This is a genomic window from Actinoplanes siamensis (genome assembly GCF_016862395.1).
Classification (GTDB): Bacteria; Actinomycetota; Actinomycetes; order Mycobacteriales; family Micromonosporaceae; genus Actinoplanes; species Actinoplanes siamensis.
This window is the reverse complement of record NZ_BOMW01000001.1, coordinates 1-16745: the sequence shown is the minus strand read 5'-3', so window position 1 is coordinate 16745 and position 16745 is coordinate 1. Positions and strand designations below refer to the sequence as shown.

The window sequence follows — 16745 nt, the reverse complement described above, 5'->3', positions numbered from 1 at the left end:
AGTGCGACGACTGTACCGGAGTGGCGGGGGCAGCGGGTGAGATGCCGGTGGGGTAGCTCGTCATCGGCTGTCCTGGGGCTCGCCGTAGCTTCGGCGGTCCGGGGCCCACATGACCGGCCGCGGCCGCCGTCCGGGCTGGCCCGGGTCCATCACGCGGTCCCGTCGGCCAGCCGGATGGCCAGTTCGGTGTGCCAGCGGGTCTTCAAGCGTTCGGAGCGCGGGTCGGTGAGGTAGGCCTCGTAACGGCAGCCGAAACGCTCACCGGCGGGACTTTCCGTGCGGTCCAGTGTGAGGCCCTCCCGATGAGCCCAATCGCGCAGCGCGCCGTTGGCGCGCCGGCCGTGGTTCACATACGTCAAGGTCGCGTACCGGCCGGCCGGCAGCACCCCGGCGCGGATCCGGCCGTCGCCCTGGACCGCCTCGCCGGTGACGACGCCGACTTCGATGTCCATCGGACCGTCCATGTCCACCACATGAAGACGGAAGAACGTGTGACCGTACGCGATACCCTGCCCGTCCAACCAGGAGTACAACTGGTGCATCAGCCTGTCGCGTACGGCGAACATGCCGCGAAACGGTGTGACGAGGCGAATGCCTACGCAGTCCCGATCCGGCTTGGTGGTGATCGTCGGACCGTTGAGAATCTCCATGGTCACCTCACGGTTCCAGGTCGACGCAAGCGCGCAGCGACCCGTCCATGGCGAACGGCACGGACTCGTCGGGAGCGTAGTGGGCCGTCATGGCGGTGATGTTGCCGGCGGACAGCGTAGCCGCCCGGCTCTCGATGACTTCTTTGATCTTGTGCATGTCCGACCTCCGGAGAGAAACTCTTCGTCCGGGACGTCGAAACCGCGTGTCCCGTTTCGACATGCTGGGTGAGAGAAGGAGAAAAAGTTGAAGTACCTGATTCTCATCCAGTCCAATCCGCGCACGCTCGAGGTCTGGGAGCAGATGACCGAGGAGCAGCGCATCGCGTTCGGTCGCGCTCACCGGGAGCTGGACGCCGAGATGCTGCGGGCGGGTGTGCATGTCGCCTCCGCGGGCCTGGCGGATCCCTCGCTTGCCAGGTGGGTGTCGGTTCGCGACGGCGAGGCGATCGCTTCGGACGGGCCGTTCGCCGAGGTCAAGGAGCACCTCGCCGGTTTCTATCTGATCGACTGCCCGAACATGCAGGAGGCGGTCGCCTGGGCGGCCAAGGTTCCCGACGCCGTGAACACCGAGGTCGAGGTGCGGCCTGTGCTCGACATGAGTGGAGGGGAGTTCTGACGCCGGTGCAGGAGGATCTGCTGCGCGCTCTCGTGCCGCAGGTCCTCGCTGTGGTCGTCCGCCGTTACGGCGACTTCGACACGTGCGAGGACGCCGTGCAGGAGGCGCTGCTGGCGGCCATCACGCAGTGGCCGGCCGAGGGTGTTCCGGACAACCCGCGCGGCTGGCTGATCACGGTGGCCTCCCGCCGCCGGATCGAGCTGCTGCGCAGCGACACGGCCCGGTGGCGGCGCGAGGCGCTGCCACCGGATCCGGCCCCTGACGTACGCGGTGACGACGAGCTCGCCCTCCTGCTGCTCTGCTGTCACCCCTGCCTCACCGCCGTCTCCCAGGTGGCGTTGACGCTGCGCGCGGCCGGTGGCCTCACCACCGCCGAGGTCGCGAGGGCGCTGCTGATCCCGCAGGCCACCGTGGGCCAGCGGATCAGCCGGGCCAAGCAGCGGATCAGGGCGAGCGGCGCGCGGTTCGCGATGCCGACGGCCGACGAGCTCCGTGCGCGGCTCACCGGCGTACGTCAAACCCTGTATCTGATCTTCAACGAGGGACACACGGCGAGTTCGGGCGCGCGGCTGCACCGCGCCGAGCTGACCACCGAGGCGTTGCGACTGACCCGGCAACTGCGGTCCCTGCGCCCCGCCGACGACGGCGAGACCGCCGGCCTGCTGGCGTTGATGCTGCTCACGGACGCGCGCCGGTCGGCGCGGACCCGCGAGGACGGCGCCCTCGTGCCGCTCGCCGAGCAGGACCGCACCCTCTGGGACGCCGCGGCCATCACCGAAGGCGTCGAGATCATCACGGCGGCGCTCCGGACATGCCGCCTCGGCCCGTTGCAGATACAGGCCGCGATCGCCGCGATCCACAGCGAGGCGGCGCGGCCCGAGCTCACCGATTGGCCGCAGATCCAGATCCTGTACGCGATGCTGCACGCGCTGTCGCCGAGCCCCATGGTGACCCTGAACGGGATAGTCGCCGGCGCCATGGTCGACGGCCCGGTGGCAGCGCTCGGCGAGCTGGCCAGGGTGGCCGACGATCCCGCGCTGGCCGGGCATCACCGCGTCCCGGCCGTACGCGCGCACCTGTTGGAGATGGCGGGCGACCTACCGGCGGCGCGGGAGCAATACCGGACCGCGGCCCGGCACACCCTCAGCCTTCCTGAGCGGCAGTACCTGCAGTCGCGCGCGGCCCGCCTGACCTGACCCGCGGCAACGGCCGGGCCGCGCGGCTGTGCTGCTCGCCCGGCCGTGTCCAGACCAGCGGGCCGACCAGATCCAACGTGACCGGGCCGGAGAAGCTCGGTACGCGGGCCCTTACTGCGGATCTGTCACGCTGAGCCGGCAGGATCATGGCCTGTCTGCGGCCGTCCAGGCCGGCGGGTACGGCGTCCACCACGGTGCTGCTCCCCGTATCGATGTCGCCGAGACTGCCGGTGACGAAGCTGGCGCATCGCGGCGCGCGGTCCGGTGTGCCGTGATCCGGTGGAAAGTCGCCGTAGGGTGATCGCATGGATCGGGTGGCGGGCGAGGGTGAGCTGGTGGTGCGGGTGCGGGCGGTCGGGGTGACGCTGCCGGCGATCCGGCGGGCCCGCAACGGCGAGGCGCCGGGCGGGGAGGTCGCCGGTGAGGTGATCGGGATCGGTCCGGGCGTGTCCGGGTGGGCTGTCGGGGACCGGGTGGTGGCGTTGCCGTTCGGTGGCGCCTATGCCGATGAGGTGGCCGTGCCGGCGGCGTTCGCCGAGCGGATCCCGGACGACGCGTCGTTCGTGCGGGCGGTGGCGTTGGTGCGTTCCGGGCATGTGGCGCTGGGCGTGTTGGCCGCGGCCGCGCTGCGGCCCGGTGAGTCGGTGCTGGTCACGGCGGCGGCCAGCGGGGTGGGGCATCTGCTGGTCCAGGCCGCCCGCAAGGGTGGCGCGGGGCGGGTGGTCGCGGTGGCGGGCCGGGGCAAAGCCGATTTCCTGTACGGGCTGGGCGCTGACGAGGTGCGCACCTATGCCGGCGTGGCGGCGGGTGAGCCGGTGGACGTGGTGCTCGACGGCGCCGGCGGTGACGTGCTGCCGGCGGCGCTGGGGGCGGTGCGGCCCGGTGGCCGGCTGATCTATTTCAGCAGTGGCGGCGGCACGGTCGCCGCCTACGATCTGCTCGCCGGGGCGAAGACGATCACCGGGTTCGCGATGGCGCACTTCGCGCGTGACCATCCGCGGGAGTACGCCGAGCACGGCCGGCGGCTGTGGACGATGGATCTGGACGTGCGGGTGCATGCGCGGCTGCCGCTGGCCGAGGCGGACCGGGCGCACGCGATCGTCGAGGCGCGGGAGAACCGCGGGAAGGTGGTGCTGGTGCCATGAGGGTGCGCTGGGTGACCGGGTTCCTGGACACGCCGCCCGCGGACGCGTCGGTGGCGGAGCGGTTCTGGCTGGCGGTGACCGGGACGACGTTGTCGGTGCGGCGCGGGGACGGCACGTTCGCCACGCTGCAGCCGCCGTCCGGGGATGCGACGCTGCGGGTGCAGGTGGTGGGTGATCCGCCGGCGCGCGGGCATCTGGATCTGCACGTGGACGATCCGTTCGAGGCCGCGGGTGCGCTGCGCGGGGCCGCGCAGGTGTGGCGCGATGACGAGATCGTGGTGCTGCGCTCGCCGGCCGGGATCGTGTTCTGCCTGGTTGCGTGGAAGGGTGAGCGGACCGCGCCGGGCGGGGCGGCCCGGGTGGCCGATCAGTTGTGTCTGGACATTCCGGCCGGGTCGTATGCGGCGGAGACCGCGTTCTGGCGTGCGGTGACCGGGTGGGAGCACGATCCGGTGCCGGACGCGCCGCAGTTCGAGCGGCTGTTGGCGCCGGCGCCGATCCCGATGCGGCTGCTGTTGCAGCGTATCGACGCGGGCCCGCCCGGGGTGCATGTGGATCTGGCGTGTGCCGACGTGCCGGCCGAGGTGGCCCGGCACGAGCAGTTGGGCGCCACGGTGGTGCGCCGGGTGCCCGGCGCGTGGACGACGCTGCGCGATCCGGCCGGCCGGGAGTACTGCGTCACCGCCCGTCCCCCGGCGCGCTGACCGTGCGGCGGGGGGGGGCCCGGCCGCTCCGGGGCCGGCTCCCGGGGGGCCGGCCCCGCGGCCACGACCGGCACGGTGCTACCCGCGGTTCATCGGTTGCGGCGTGCCTCGATCAGGAACCGGCGGGAGTGGGCGACGAACGGTCCTTCGGACCAGGTCGAACGAGTCGGCACGAACGGCAGCGGTACGGTCGCGCCATCGGCGACCGGATCCTCGAACGTGGGCATGAGTCGGATCCTGGTGTGCCGGATCACCGTGGTCGAGCGGTTTTCCGGCCGCGTCGCACTGCTGTGCTTCTGAGATGATGCGGCAGTGACCGTCGCCGATGAGTACCTGCGGTTCGCCGAGCGTGAGGCGCGAGGCGTGTCCCCGACCTACGAGCGCCTGGCCTGCCACGTCGCGTCCGACGCCGACCTGCTCGACCGGCTGGCCACGCTGCCCGCGCCCAAGCAGCAGCCGAACCTGCTGTTCGCGGTGGTCCGGCTGCTCGGCGGCCCGGTCACCGACCCGGCCGCCTTCCGCGGGTTCGTGCTCGATCAGTGGGCCGGGATCGCCGCGCAGATGCTGGTCCGCGCCACCCAGACCAACGAGGTGGGCCGGTGCGCGGCGCTGCTGCCGGTGTTGGCGGGCCTGCCGCAGCCGCTCGCGCTGATCGACGTCGGCGCGTCCGCCGGTCTGTGCCTGTACCCGGACCGGTACGCCTACCGCTACGGCACCCGCACGGTCGGCGCCGGCGCGCCGCTGCTGGACTGCGCCGCGACCGGGTTGATCCCGCCGGCCCGGCTGCCGCGGGTGATCTGGCGCGCCGGGCTCGACCTCAACCCGCTGGACGTGAGCGACCCGGACGACGTCGCCTGGCTGGACGCGCTGATCTGGCCGGAACACGGGCACCGGCGCGAGCGGTTGCGTCAGGCCGTCGAGGTGGTCCGCAGGGACCCGCCGCTGTTGGTGCGCGGCGACGCGGTCACCGACCTGCCGGCCCTGGCCGCGCGGGCGCCGCGGGACGCGACGCTGGTGGTTTACCACACGTCGATGCTGTACCAGCTGCCCGACCCGCAGGCGTTCGTCGACACCGTGCGCGCGCTGCGCGGGCACTGGGTCGCCGTGGACAGCCCGAGGCTGATCGGTCCCGGACACCGGTTGCCGGCGCCGCCGTCCGAGGCGCTGCACAACGTGCTGACTCTCGACGGTGAGCCGCTGGCCTGGGTGCGCGGGCACGGGCAGGCGCTGGCCTGGTTCGGGCCGATCGCCACACATTCACTGACGTAAACGCGCCATTTTACAAATCGGTCGAGGTTCTTCGATAGGTTACGGCGGACTGCCAACCAAGTCGAAAGGAGTTCGACTGTGCGACGACTGCTCGTGGCCACCCTCGCCACAGCGTTGACGCTCGCCGGGACCGGTGTGGCCGCCCAGGCCGCGCCGGCGCCCGCAGCGCCGGGGATCGGCGACGCGTACTACCCGGATTACGGCAACGGCGGGTACGACGTCTCCCACTACGACATCCGCCTGCGCTACACCCCGAGCACGGACCGGCTCACCGGCACCACGACCATTTTGGCCACCGCCACGCAGGACCTGAGCCGGTTCAACCTGGACTTCGTCCTGGACGTGTCGTCGGTGCTGGTGAACAACAGGCCGGCGGCGTTCTCCCGGCAGGGCGATCACGAGCTGGTCGTCACGCCGGCCCGCACGGTCGCCGCCGGCGGCGCGCTGACCGTCGTGGTGCAGTACTCCGGTGTGCCGTCCAGCAAGGTCGCCGCCGGATACACCGCGTGGATCCGCACCCCGGACGGCGCCCTGGCCGTGGGTGAGCCGGAGATCGCCTGGTGGTGGTACCCGAGCAACGACCACCCGGCGGACAAGGCGACCTTCGACGTGTCGGTGTCGGTGCCCGACGGGCTCGAAGCGATCAGCAACGGGGTGCAGCCGCGCCCGCCGGTACGTGAGACGCTCGGCTACACCCGGTGGAGCTGGCGGTCGCTGAAGCCGCAGGCCACGTACCTGACGTTCCTGACCGTCGGCCAGTACGACATCACCCAGGACACCACCGCCGACGGGTCACCGGTCTACAACGCGTACTCGCAGCTGCTGAGCCCGGACTTGCGGGACGCCGCGCAGGCCAGCGTCGAACGCACCGCCGAGGTCACCGACTGGGAGTCGACGGTGTTCGGGCCGTTCCCGTTCGAGGCCCGCGGCGGCGTGGTCGCGCCGCCCGACACGCTGACGTTCGCGCTGGAGAACCAGACCCGCCCGAACTACTCGGCCGGGTTCTTCCGGCGCGGCTCCAACACCTATGTCGTCGCCCACGAGAACGCCCACCAGTGGTTCGGCGACTCGGTGTCGGTGCGCACCTGGCAGAACATCTGGCTCAACGAGGGCTTCGCCAGCTACGCCGAGTGGCTGTGGTCGGAGAAGAACGACGAGGGCACCGCGCAGGAGATCTTCGACTACGTGTACTCGTCGTACCCGGACGACGCGGCGATCTGGACCACCGCCCCGGCCGACCCGGGTGTGGCGCAGTTGTTCGGTGACGCCGTCTACGACCGCGGGGCGCTGACGCTGCACCAGCTGCGCCTGGCCGTCGGCGACGACGACTTCTTCGAGATCGTGCGCACCTGGGTGGCGCAGAAGAAGTACGGCAACGCGACCACCGCGGAGTTCACCGCGCTGGCCGAGAAGATCTCCGGCAAGGACCTGGACGCGCTGTTCCAGGCGTGGCTCTACACGCCGTCCAAGCCGGCCCTGGCCTCGGTGGCGGCCCACTCGGCCAAGGCCGCGCCGGTCGCGCCGAAGTCGTGGGCCACGATCAACCGGACACACCAGCTGCTCGGCGAGCACTGACCTGTTCCGGTGCTACGAGCCGCGGCGTGGCCTGCTCCCCCAGGCTCTGCCGCGGCTCTCATCGTGTGCTGGTGCGTCCGGTCCGCGCCGCGCGGCCGCACGGGTGCCTGCCGTGGCCGGGTGTCACCCGGCCACGGCGTGGCCGCGCAGCGTCGTACCAGCTGAACGATTCTCAGGGGCGCACGGCCGCGAGCTGCGTCGCCTGCGCGACCAGCGCTCCCTTGGCATCCCAGAGCAGGGCCGTCTCGTCCATCCGGCCGCCGGTCACCTCGGCGGCCTGCATGGTCATGCGCAGCGGCCCGGGGGCCGGCAGCCGCCGCAGGTAGGCGGTGAGCGTGATGGTGGGAGCCCAGCCCCGGATGCCCAGCGTCAGCGAGATCGGCGGGGTCGGGTCGAGCGCGATCAGCAGGCTCAGCGGATCCCAGTCCGCGCCGCTGGCCAGCCGCAGGTAGCCGCTGACCTGGCCGGTCGTGGCCGGGTGGCCGACCGCGAAGGTGAGGCAGTTCGGGTCCAGGCGGTGCTCGACGACATCGAGCAGGTGCACCGGGAAGCCGGCGCCCGGCGGGTTGGCCGGCAGCAGGTGGCAGTCGTCCTCGGCCGGCAGGTCCGGCACCGGCAGGCCGCTCCACCAGGGCGCGGCGTCGTCGAGCCGGCCCTGGGTGACCAGCGACTCGGCGCACGGCCGGCCGGCCTGGGTGAGGCGGGCACGATACTGGGCGCTGCCGCGGCCGGCGCGCAGCAGCTCCACCGCGACGGTGGCCGCTCCGGGCTGGGGCGGGCGCAGGAAAGTGGTGGTCATCGCGATCGGGTGCGGGTGATCGTCGGCGGCCGCCATGACCGCGCGGGCGGTCACGGCCATCAGGTAGCCGCCGTGGAGTTTGTCGCCGACGGCCCACTGCGGGTCGAGATCGGCGGTGTAACCGTCGGCGCTGGGGCGGACGGCGGTCGCCTCCGGGAAGCTCTGCATCCGATCACCCTAAGTGGCCGGGTGCATCCGCGCCTCGCGGTGGGCGCCGGCCGTGGGGCGCGTTACAGGCGTTCGATGATCGTCGCGTTGGCGGTGCCGCCGGCCTCGCACATGGTCTGCAGGCCGTACCGGCCGCCGGTGCGTTCCAGCACACCGAGCAGCGTAGTGGCCAGGCGGGCGCCGCTGGCGCCGAGCGGATGCCCGATCGCGATCGCGCCGCCGTCGACGTTGACCCGGGCCGGGTCGGCGCCGGTCTCGGCCAGCCAGGCCAGCACTACCGCGGAGAACGCCTCGTTGACCTCGAACGCGTCGATGTCGGCCAGGGTCAGGCCGGCCCGGCGCAGCACCTTGGCGGTGGCCGGGATGATGCCGGTCAACATGTGGATCGGGTCGTCGCCGACGGCCACCGCGGTGTGGATGCGTGCGCGCGGGCGCCAGCCGTGCCGGGCCGCGTTGTCGCTGGTGGTGATCAGCACGGCGGCGGCGCCGTCGTTGACCGGGCTGGAGTTGCCGGCCGTCACCTTCCAGTCGATCGCGCCGAACCGCCGCTCCCAGCGGGCGTCGGCGAAGGCCGGGCGCAGGGCGGCCATCGCCTGCCGATTCGCGTCCGGGCGTACCGTCTCGTCGGTGTGCAGGCCGGTGATCGGCGCAAGTTGCGCCGCCACCTCGGCCCGCGCCGCCTTCTGGTGGCTGAGCAGGGCGAAGTCGTCGAGCTGGGTGCGGGTCAGCGCCCAGGTGCGGGCGATCAGCTCCGCGGCCACGCCCTGCGGGATCAGCCCGCCGGGGTAGCGCTCGGCGATCAGCGGGCCGCCCGGGTCGCGACCCAGCGTCTGGCTGCCGATCGGCACCCGCGACATCGACTCCACACCGGACGCGACGACCAGGTCGTAGGCTCCGGAGACGACACCCTGCGCGGCGAAGCTGATCGCCTGCTGGCTGCTGCCGCACTGGCGGTCCACGGTCACGCCGGGCACCGACTCGGGGAAGCCGGCGGCCAGCGCCGCGAGCCGGGTGGTGTTGCAGGACTGCTCCCCCGCCTGGCCGACCGTCCCGCCGATCACGTCGTCGATGTCGGCCGGGTCGAGGCCGGGTACCCGGGCGGCGAGCGTGCGCAGCACGTGGGCGTGCAGCTCGACCGGGTGGATGCCGGCGTAGGCGCCGCTCGGCTTGCCCTTGGCCAGCGGGGTGCGTACCGCGTCGACGATGACGGCGTCTCGCATGGGATCCTCCCAGAAAATTACGGACCGGTCGGTCTACGATAACCCTGGCACGGACCGCTCGGTCCGTTATGCTTGTCACCATGGCCCGCACGCCGATCCCCGGAACTCGCGACAACATCCTCAGCGCCGCCAGCGACCTGTTCTACCGCCACGGCGTCCGCGCGGTCGGCATGGCCCAGATCATCGAGGCCGCCGGCTGCGGGAAAGGCCTGCTCTACCGGCACTTCCCCAGCAAGGCCCACCTGGCCGCGGCGTACCTGAGCCTGGTGCGCGCCCGCCGCGACCGCGCCATCGCCGCCGCCCTGGACAGCGCCGCCGACCCGGCCGGCCAGCTGATCGCCCTGGTCACCGAGGTCGCCGATGTGGTCCGCAGCGCCGAATACCGCGGTTGCGCGTTCCGTAACTACCTGACCGAGTTCCCCGGCGACGACGACGAGCCGGGCCGCGTCGCCCGCGCCTACCTGCACGACACCCGCGCCCAGGTCGACCGGCTCGTCGCCGAGCTGGGCGGGTCCCCGAAGGACGCCGACCGCATCTGGCTGATCATCGGCGGCCTGCACGGCGGCCCCGCCGACCAGGCCCACGTCGCCGTCGAATGGGTCACCGAGCTGGTCCGAGCTCACTGATCGCGGCACCCCGCGGGCGCCGACCCACCGCCTCTCCCCCGGCAGATCGGACCCGGAGATCACGCGGCCACCGGGCCGCGAATCCGGCCTGCCCCGCCCGCGAGCAGCACCCGTCGACACCGATGGGCCTTTATCGACCGGCGCAACTCTGCGACGCTGCTGATGGTCCCCGTCGCCGTGGCACTGCTGGGAGGTCGCACCCGTGGAGGTAACCGGCTGGTTGTGGACGCTCACCCTCGTCGGTCTGGCCGCGCTCGTGCTGGGCGACCTGATCCTGGTCAGCCGCCGGTCGCACGAACCGTCCGTCCGCGAGTGCGCCCTCTGGGTATGCGGCTACCTCATGGCGGCGCTGCTGTTCGGCGGATTCCTCTGGCTGCGCTTCGACGGCGCCGCCGCCGGACAGTACGTCGCCGGCTGGCTCACCGAGTACAGCCTGTCCGTCGACAACCTGTTCGTCTTCGTGATCATCATGTCGCGGTTCCGGATCGAACGTCGCTACCAGCAGAAGGTGCTGCTGGTCGGCATCATCCTGTCGCTGCTGCTGCGCGGCGCCTTCATCGCCCTGGGCGCGGCCGCGATCAGCCGCTTCACCTGGGTCTTCTACATCTTCGGCGGGCTCCTCGTCTATACCGCGGTCAAGGTGTTCGGCTACCAGGACGACGAGCCGCAGTACACCGAGAACATCCTGGTCCGCCGGGCCCGCCGGGTCCTGCCGATGACCGGGCAGTACGACGCGGCCCGGCTGCTCACCCGCGACGCCCGCGGCCGGCGGCGCCTCACCCCGCTGATCGTGGTGCTCATCGCGATCGGCACCACCGACGTGATCTTCGCGCTGGACTCGCTGCCGGCCATCTTCGGCCTGACCGACCACCCGTACCTGATCTTCACCGCGACGGTGTTCGCGATGATGGGGCTGCGCCAGCTGTACTTCCTGCTCGGCGGCCTGCTGGACCGGCTGGCCTACCTGTCGGCCGGGCTGGGCGTGGTCCTCGGATTTATCGGGGTCAAACTGGTGTTGCAGGCCCTGGCCGAGAACAACCTGCCGTTCCTCAACGGTGGCCGGCCGGTCGGCTGGGCCCCGCACATCAGCATCGGGGTGTCACTGTCGGTCATCGCCGGCACGCTGGCGCTGACCGCTATCGCGTCGCTGGTCAAAGCCCGCCTGGACGCCAGGTCCAAGGTCAGGCCACACCGCTGACCCGGCCTCCGCTCCCGCCGGCGCACGGTGCTGCTGCGGTGACCGTGCACGAAGGCAGCCATTCAGCATGGTCGGAAGATCGTGTGTACGCCCCGACGGAAGGAGAACCACTACCGATGCCTCCGACAGCACTTCTGGCGCGGCGGTTGTCGCGGGCGGGGATCCGCGACGTCGTCACCGTCGTCCCGGTCAGCGGCGGGCTTGCCGCGCTCGCCGGGATAGCCCACCGCGAGCACGCGCCGTCCGTCTTCGTCAAAACCTTCGCCCCATCGGACAGTGCCGGCGACGCCTTCGTCACGGAGGCCGAGGGGCTGGCGGCCCTGCGGCAGCTGGGCGGGCTGACGACACCCGAGGTCATCGTGGCCAACCACGAGCTGCTCGTGTTGTCGCTGCTGCGGCCGACACCACGCGAGGAAACCTTCTGGGAGCGGCTCGCCCACGCGCTCGCCCGCCTGCACACCAGCACCACCCATCCCCGCTTCGGATGGCACCGTGACAACTGGTTGGGCCGCCGCCGGCAGATCAATACGTGGGCCGACGACGGCTTCACCTTCTTCGCCGAGCGCCGGCTGCTGCGCTGGCTCGCCGAGCCCCGCGTCGAGGCAGCGCTCGACCGCGCCGACCGGGCCGCCGTGGAACGACTCTGTGATCGACTGCCCGAACTGCTGCCGGACCGGCCGGCCTGCCTGACCCACGGCGACCTGTGGGCCCGCAACGTGCTGGCCACCGCGGACGGGCAACCGGCGCTGATCGACCCGGCGGTGTCGTACATGTGGGCCGAGGTGGACCTGGCCCATCTCTGGACCACGGCGCCCCCGCCGGAGTCACACCGGTTCTTCGACGTCTACGCCGAGCTGACCGGGCTCGACGACGACTGGCCGGCCCGCATGCCGATCCTCCAGCTGCGACAGCACCTGGCGGTCCTGGCCCAGTTCGACGACGACTGGGGCGTCGCCGCGACGATCCGGGCGACGCTGGCGCCGTTCCGGGCAGCAGCCTGAAGCATGTTGTCGGGGTTCTGCGCCTTGCTACGCGGCGCGGCCCACCGGGCGCGTCCCGGCCCTGCTGGACACCGCGGCGGCTACCTTTTCGATGGGAACTGGCCAGTACGCTCGCTGACTGACGGCATGCCCGGCTGCGCTCACCCCGCATGGTGGTAGACGATCTGCCAGTTGCCGGCGACGACCTTGAGCAGCATGCTCTGGTGCCGCCGGCCCCGCACGGTCTCGGCTTCGGCAGAGCACAGCGCTTCCCAGCGTCCGGTTCCGACGAGCCACTCGACCTGCGACAACGAGACCAATCCAGCCTCGGGCACCGTAGCGACGAACGCCTCTCTGCCACGGACCGCGCGTCCCGCAAACCACAGACTGACATCACGGTCGATCAACTCAGCGAGGAGTTCACCGGTCCCCTCGCGCAGCGCATGCTGGTAGGCGTCGAGGAAGGTGCCGAGTTCGCGAGCCGTCTCCTCGGTGGCGTCGATGGTGATCGGCTCGCCCTGCGTGATGGCCCGCAGAGCGATGTCGCACCCTCGGTCGAAGTCCTGATGGCAGGACGGATTGTCGGAGTGGTTCACGAAGCGTGCTGGCACAGGGTAGAGGTAGCGGCGGCCTCCGTAACTGTGCACGAAGAGATCCTCGCCAACAGGCAAGGCCAGGTACGCGGCCTCATCCAGTGGCTCGAGCTGGTAAGACACCACGACCTCGCCGGCTTCGAAGTCACGCGCGGCGTAAACGCCTGTACCAGCAAGGTTGCCGGGGCCAAGAGTCACATCGTCCACAGCGCCACACCGTAGTGGGAGCACCACGCGCTTGCGGTTCGCCGTCGAAGCGCCGGGTCACCTCCGCTCGCCGGAAGAACTCGCCGGTTCGTCGCCACCGCGGACTGGACTTCTGCGCCGAGTGGGGCCGGGGCCTCGACCAGAACCAGGAGACCCAGGGCGGCATGCGCCAGTCCCTGGCGTTCCGGCGGCTCATCGGTCGAGGGCGGCCCTCAAAGGAGCAGTTCGAGCTCCAGCTCGTGCCGGATGGAGATGCCGTCGCCGGTCGCGGGGATGCTGGGTTTCAGCTCCCGGGCCCGGGTGACGGCGTCCCGGTCGAGGCGGACGAGGTCGAAGCCGCGACGCTGGTAGAAACGGAGCGCGGTCGAATTCTCGTTGGTGGTGATCAGCCAGAGCCGGGTGATCCGGTGCCGGCGCGCGTGCTCGCGGAACCACTCCAGCAAAGCCGTGCCGGCGCCGGAACGCTGCTCCACGGCGGCCAGCGACACGATCTCCCACCCGCCCCGGCCGTCGTCGCGCCAGGTCAGCAGGCCCACCGGCCGGCCGTCCCGGTCGGCCACGGCGGCGGCGTCGCCGCGCGCGTCGAGGAGCTCGTCGTGCACAGCCATCATCGTGCTGCCGAAGGCGTCGCTCAGGGTGGCCTGGAGGAAGGCGTCGTCACCGGGGCCGGCGGGCCGAACCGACGTAGTCACGGCAACACTCTACAAAGAGATGACGGCGGGATTCGTGAGCAGCCACGACGCGGTGGTGCACGGGCACCGCACCGCGCTCGACGTCGCGCTGGGCCGCTCTGGGGAGGACTCCGCCGCGGCGGCCCCGGGCCGTCGGGCTCGGCTGTGAATGGGTGACCGTCTGCGCGGCCGAGCTGGCGCCCCGCGTCGATCGGGCCGCCTCCCACGAGGTCGCCGAGCTGCCCGGGGGGAGCACTGCTGCTGCGCGCCGCGCCGCGCCGCGCCCGCCGTGGCGGGCTGGCCGGCGGACGCCGCCCGTGCGGTCTTCACGACCCTGGCCCCGGTGCTGCAGCACGGTCTCCCGGAGCCGCGGCCCTCGTCTACCCGGCCCACCGAAACCCACACCTCAGGAGATTATTGGATTACTGTTAATCGTAATCCAATAATCTCCTCGAATGCCCAAAACGGACAAAGCGTCAGTACACCATAGTGACAGTTATGTTGTAGTGAGGACGTTTCCGCAAAACAGCAGCTCTGTGGCCTGCTGTCCTGGCTCCGCCTATGTGGCGAAGGCTCTGTCTAACTGGCGAGCGGCTCGGTGAACGTGGCGAGGCTCCGCGCATCTGGCAAGTCGCCCCTGGAGCGCGGCACGGTTGTCGACGCGGCACGATCCTCGTCGGACGGTCAGGACGGCGGCGTGTATGCCGGGAGGTTCGCCGCTACCAGGTGCTGCTCGAAGGTGAAGATGTTCGGGTCCTCGGGGTCGATCGTGGCGCTGACCCAGTGGTTCTGGGTTTCGCCGAAGGTCGTGACCCGGGTGAAGTTCTCCACGACGTTCGGGCCGGCTAGGCCGGCAGCGTTGGTCGTCGCGTAGTCGGTCAGCGGCTTGGTCACCTCGAAGCTGTGGCTGTCGCCGTTGACCAGGACCACTTTGCCGGGGAACGCCGTGGTCTGCTGGAAGAGCTCCTTCTTGGTGTCCGCGTAGTGGGTCTGCGCCGCGCTCGGGTCCCACATGTCGGCCTGCGTGATGATCATGACGCCCTTGCTGTGGGCGGTCTTGGCCACGGCGAACCCGGCGCGCAGCCATGCGAGGTTGGCGGCGTTGCGGGCCGCGTACTCGGCTTGTCCCTCCTCGGCCGGGCCGTTCTTGCCGCCGTCGGCGAAGTTGTTGTCGCTGCCGGGGATGTTGACGGTGATGAAGGTGACCGGGCCGCGGGTCCAGCGTGCGTTTTCCGGGTATGCGGCGCTCTGCTGGGTCACTCGCATCGGGTGCTGGCCCTGGCTGAGGTCGGTGGTGAAGTAGATCGACCGGAGGTACGCGAGCCGGTCGCTGGAGTCGGAGACCAGGCCGCCGAGGGTGCTCGGGCGGTCGCAGTCGGTCCATTCGTTGTCGCCGGGGGTGTAGACCACCGGTGCCCGCAGTTGTGTGAATAGGTTCTTCGCGTACTTGTACACGTCGGGGTGGGCGGCGTCGGCGACCGCCTTGTCCGGGGTGGGGTTGCCGGGGGCGCTCGGATGCGGATCGGCGTAGCAGGGCTCACTGCCGTTCTTGGTGTCTCCGTCGAAGACCGAGAAGGCGAGGTGATTCGCGTTCATGTCTGCGATGACGTTGCCGACGTGGGACCGGCCGTAGTCGCCGTACGGCATGTCACCGAACAGGCCGACGTGGAAAGTTTCGTTGTGGTGGCGATCGCCGGGGCCGCCGCTGGCGAGCGCTGGAGTCGTTCCACCAGCCGCGGCCACCAGGGCGGTGCCGGCCGCGGTCAGGCCGAGAGGCAGTGGGATTCGCATGACGCTCCTCTGGGGCATGACGGTCTGTCTGGGAATGTCAGCCGCCCCGGTTACGCCCGGGCGACGCCCGACCCTTGTTATTACAGCCTGTAGGTAAACGTCGATTGGTCGAACCATTGCCGACTACGGCACCCCGGGCGGCAGGACGATCTCGCCCGCGACGAGCACAGGCGCTTTCCTCAGACGTTTGTGGCGGCGGCCGGAATCAGGAGCAGCGCTTTCTCACCGAAATCTTAACAGGGCAGGCAGCCGCAGATTAGACGATCGTGGTGCCCCGGTTTCCGGGCCGCGCGACGCGCCCGGCATGCGGCACACTGATCTGGTGCCTCGGGTCTGTCGCGCGGACCACACCGCGCACACCAGGGATCGGCTCAAACGCCAGGCGCTCTTCTTCGCCATCGGCGAAACCATGGCGGTATTCGGTGCAATCACCTTCACCGTCGTGCTGTCGCTGCAGGACCGGCCCAGCACGCTTTCTCCACCAGGGGTTCGACGGCATTAACACGCGTGGTATCGGTTCGAGCCCGAACGTTCCCTGCACCGCCGAGTTGCAGAATATCACGGTGAGAGCGCACCGCCGCGGCGACTTTTTTTACGCACGGCCCCGTTCTGATCAACGGTACTCTCTACAACTTCCCCTGCGTTCCTGTTTGTGTGCTGCAAGACGTGTTCAAGAATGTCAGTTTGTAGCTGTGCGGCTCCCGCCCGGGGTCTACCGTTGAAGAGAGACCGAGCAACCCGCGCCCAGACTGAAAGGGAGGCCCGCCATGCATCGACGATCGTTTTCCATCATCCTCTTGCTGGCACTATCGCTGGCAGGAGCGGCAACGCCCACACTGGCAAGCGCCCAAGACCGCTTCCCAGGCATCCAGGTCAACTCCAGCACACTCCAGGTCAACTCCGCCACACCGACCACCTTTGGCGACGTGGATGTTGAGTTTGCCTATTCCTGTAACCCGAATACCTTGGTAAGTATCTCCGCGGGACTCCTCCAGCGGTCTAGCAACGCGCGCGCTAATGGCGATAGCCCGGATGTCCCCTGCACCGCCGAGTCGCAGAAAATCACGGTGAGAGCGCACACCACCACTGGCTATTTCACGCACGGCCCCGCCATAGCGCATGGTTATCTCTTCAGCTCCCCATGCATTGGTGATTGTACGCTGCAAAGCGTGTTCAAGAATGTCAGTTTGTGAAGGATGAGCCGTACGGCCTGTGGTTACTGACGGCGAAATGCGCGACCGCAGGCCAAGAGCTCACGATGATCCTTGCGCCGTTGTTCCCCAATCCCCACGCAAGAAGGCGGCTGCAGACGATTAGAGCGGTTTCGCAAACGAACT

General features: G+C 70.4%; 19 protein-coding genes. 11 read left to right on the top strand and 8 right to left on the bottom strand.

Annotation, left to right across the window (positions count from 1 at the left end; genetic code table 11):
- Window positions 1-149: 149 nt before the first annotated feature.
- Together Asi03nite_RS00090 and Asi03nite_RS00085 are read right to left on the bottom strand one after the other, a co-directional pair.
- Window positions 150-650 carry a GyrI-like domain-containing protein gene (locus Asi03nite_RS00090; protein ID WP_203675925.1) on the bottom strand — a complete coding sequence of 167 codons (501 nt, stop codon included), beginning with the start codon at window positions 648-650 and terminating at the stop codon, window positions 150-152.
- 7 nt (window positions 651-657) lie between these two features.
- Window positions 658-807, bottom strand: coding sequence for a hypothetical protein (locus tag Asi03nite_RS00085; RefSeq protein WP_203675923.1), 150 nt, complete (start codon window positions 805-807; stop codon window positions 658-660).
- 87 nt (window positions 808-894) lie between these two features.
- Here Asi03nite_RS00085 and Asi03nite_RS00080 point away from each other — a divergent pair, with 87 nt between their 5' ends.
- The 4 genes from Asi03nite_RS00080 to Asi03nite_RS00065 all read left to right on the top strand — a co-directional run bounded on the left by Asi03nite_RS00080 (window position 895) and on the right by Asi03nite_RS00065 (window position 4311).
- Window positions 895-1266, top strand: coding sequence for a YciI family protein (locus tag Asi03nite_RS00080; protein ID WP_203675921.1), 372 nt, complete (start codon window positions 895-897; stop codon window positions 1264-1266).
- Window positions 1267-1271: 5 nt separating this feature from the next.
- Window positions 1272-2462: an RNA polymerase sigma factor gene (locus Asi03nite_RS00075; protein ID WP_239102206.1), complete on the top strand. Its 1191-nt coding sequence runs from the start codon at window positions 1272-1274 to the stop codon at window positions 2460-2462.
- 305 nt (window positions 2463-2767) lie between these two features.
- Complete coding sequence (locus tag Asi03nite_RS00070; protein WP_203675919.1) at window positions 2768-3607, top strand: quinone oxidoreductase family protein; 840 nt, start codon at window positions 2768-2770, stop codon at window positions 3605-3607.
- A complete protein-coding gene (locus tag Asi03nite_RS00065) occupies window positions 3604-4311 on the top strand; it encodes a VOC family protein (protein ID WP_203675917.1) in 708 nt (235 codons plus the stop codon). The genes Asi03nite_RS00070 and Asi03nite_RS00065 overlap by 4 nt, the downstream gene beginning before the upstream one ends.
- Window positions 4312-4400: 89 nt before the next feature.
- On the opposite strand, the gene Asi03nite_RS00060 is transcribed toward Asi03nite_RS00065, so the two are convergent.
- Window positions 4401-4538, bottom strand: coding sequence for a hypothetical protein (locus Asi03nite_RS00060; RefSeq protein ID WP_203675915.1), 138 nt, complete (start codon window positions 4536-4538; stop codon window positions 4401-4403).
- A gap of 85 nt (window positions 4539-4623) precedes the next feature.
- Between Asi03nite_RS00060 and Asi03nite_RS00055 the strand changes: the two genes are divergently transcribed.
- Together Asi03nite_RS00055 and Asi03nite_RS00050 are read left to right on the top strand one after the other, a co-directional pair.
- Window positions 4624-5580, top strand: coding sequence for a DUF2332 domain-containing protein (locus Asi03nite_RS00055; RefSeq protein ID WP_203675913.1), 957 nt, complete (start codon window positions 4624-4626; stop codon window positions 5578-5580).
- A gap of 78 nt (window positions 5581-5658) precedes the next feature.
- Window positions 5659-7155 (top strand): M1 family metallopeptidase, encoded by a 1497-nt coding sequence (locus Asi03nite_RS00050; RefSeq protein WP_203675905.1) that lies wholly within the window; start codon window positions 5659-5661, stop codon window positions 7153-7155.
- 172 nt (window positions 7156-7327) lie between these two features.
- On the opposite strand, the gene Asi03nite_RS00045 is transcribed toward Asi03nite_RS00050, so the two are convergent.
- Both Asi03nite_RS00045 and Asi03nite_RS00040 read right to left on the bottom strand, forming a co-directional pair.
- Window positions 7328-8122: a thioesterase family protein gene (locus Asi03nite_RS00045; protein WP_203675903.1), complete on the bottom strand. Its 795-nt coding sequence runs from the start codon at window positions 8120-8122 to the stop codon at window positions 7328-7330.
- A 62-nt stretch (window positions 8123-8184) separates the two neighbouring features.
- Window positions 8185-9342 carry an acetyl-CoA C-acyltransferase gene (locus Asi03nite_RS00040; protein ID WP_203675902.1) on the bottom strand — a complete coding sequence of 386 codons (1158 nt, stop codon included), beginning with the start codon at window positions 9340-9342 and terminating at the stop codon, window positions 8185-8187.
- Window positions 9343-9422: 80 nt separating this feature from the next.
- On the opposite strand from Asi03nite_RS00040, the gene Asi03nite_RS00035 reads away from it, so the two are divergent.
- The 3 genes from Asi03nite_RS00035 (at window position 9423) to Asi03nite_RS00025 (ending at window position 12167) form a co-directional block, all read left to right on the top strand.
- Window positions 9423-9968: a TetR/AcrR family transcriptional regulator gene (locus Asi03nite_RS00035; RefSeq protein ID WP_203675901.1), complete on the top strand. Its 546-nt coding sequence runs from the start codon at window positions 9423-9425 to the stop codon at window positions 9966-9968.
- 202 nt (window positions 9969-10170) lie between these two features.
- Window positions 10171-11166: a TerC family protein gene (locus tag Asi03nite_RS00030; RefSeq protein ID WP_203675899.1), complete on the top strand. Its 996-nt coding sequence runs from the start codon at window positions 10171-10173 to the stop codon at window positions 11164-11166.
- 116 nt (window positions 11167-11282) lie between these two features.
- Window positions 11283-12167, top strand: coding sequence for a fructosamine kinase family protein (locus Asi03nite_RS00025; protein ID WP_203675897.1), 885 nt, complete (start codon window positions 11283-11285; stop codon window positions 12165-12167).
- A 140-nt stretch (window positions 12168-12307) separates the two neighbouring features.
- Here Asi03nite_RS00025 and Asi03nite_RS00020 read toward each other — a convergent pair whose 3' ends face one another.
- Together Asi03nite_RS00020 and Asi03nite_RS00015 are read right to left on the bottom strand one after the other, a co-directional pair.
- Window positions 12308-12946, bottom strand: coding sequence for an SET domain-containing protein-lysine N-methyltransferase (locus tag Asi03nite_RS00020; protein WP_203675895.1), 639 nt, complete (start codon window positions 12944-12946; stop codon window positions 12308-12310).
- Between the two features lie 212 nt (window positions 12947-13158).
- Window positions 13159-13638 carry a GNAT family N-acetyltransferase gene (locus Asi03nite_RS00015; protein ID WP_203675893.1) on the bottom strand — a complete coding sequence of 160 codons (480 nt, stop codon included), beginning with the start codon at window positions 13636-13638 and terminating at the stop codon, window positions 13159-13161.
- Window positions 13639-13657: 19 nt separating this feature from the next.
- On the opposite strand from Asi03nite_RS00015, the gene Asi03nite_RS38365 reads away from it, so the two are divergent.
- Window positions 13658-13786 (top strand): hypothetical protein, encoded by a 129-nt coding sequence (locus Asi03nite_RS38365; protein WP_275409286.1) that lies wholly within the window; start codon window positions 13658-13660, stop codon window positions 13784-13786.
- A gap of 515 nt (window positions 13787-14301) precedes the next feature.
- Here Asi03nite_RS38365 and Asi03nite_RS00010 read toward each other — a convergent pair.
- Window positions 14302-15408 (bottom strand): hypothetical protein, encoded by a 1107-nt coding sequence (locus Asi03nite_RS00010; protein WP_203675891.1) that lies wholly within the window; start codon window positions 15406-15408, stop codon window positions 14302-14304.
- A gap of 767 nt (window positions 15409-16175) precedes the next feature.
- Here Asi03nite_RS00010 and Asi03nite_RS00005 point away from each other — a divergent pair.
- On the top strand, window positions 16176-16601 hold the full coding sequence (locus Asi03nite_RS00005; RefSeq protein ID WP_203675889.1) for a hypothetical protein: 426 nt from the start codon (window positions 16176-16178) through the stop codon (window positions 16599-16601).
- The last annotated feature ends 144 nt before the right edge of the window (window positions 16602-16745 follow it).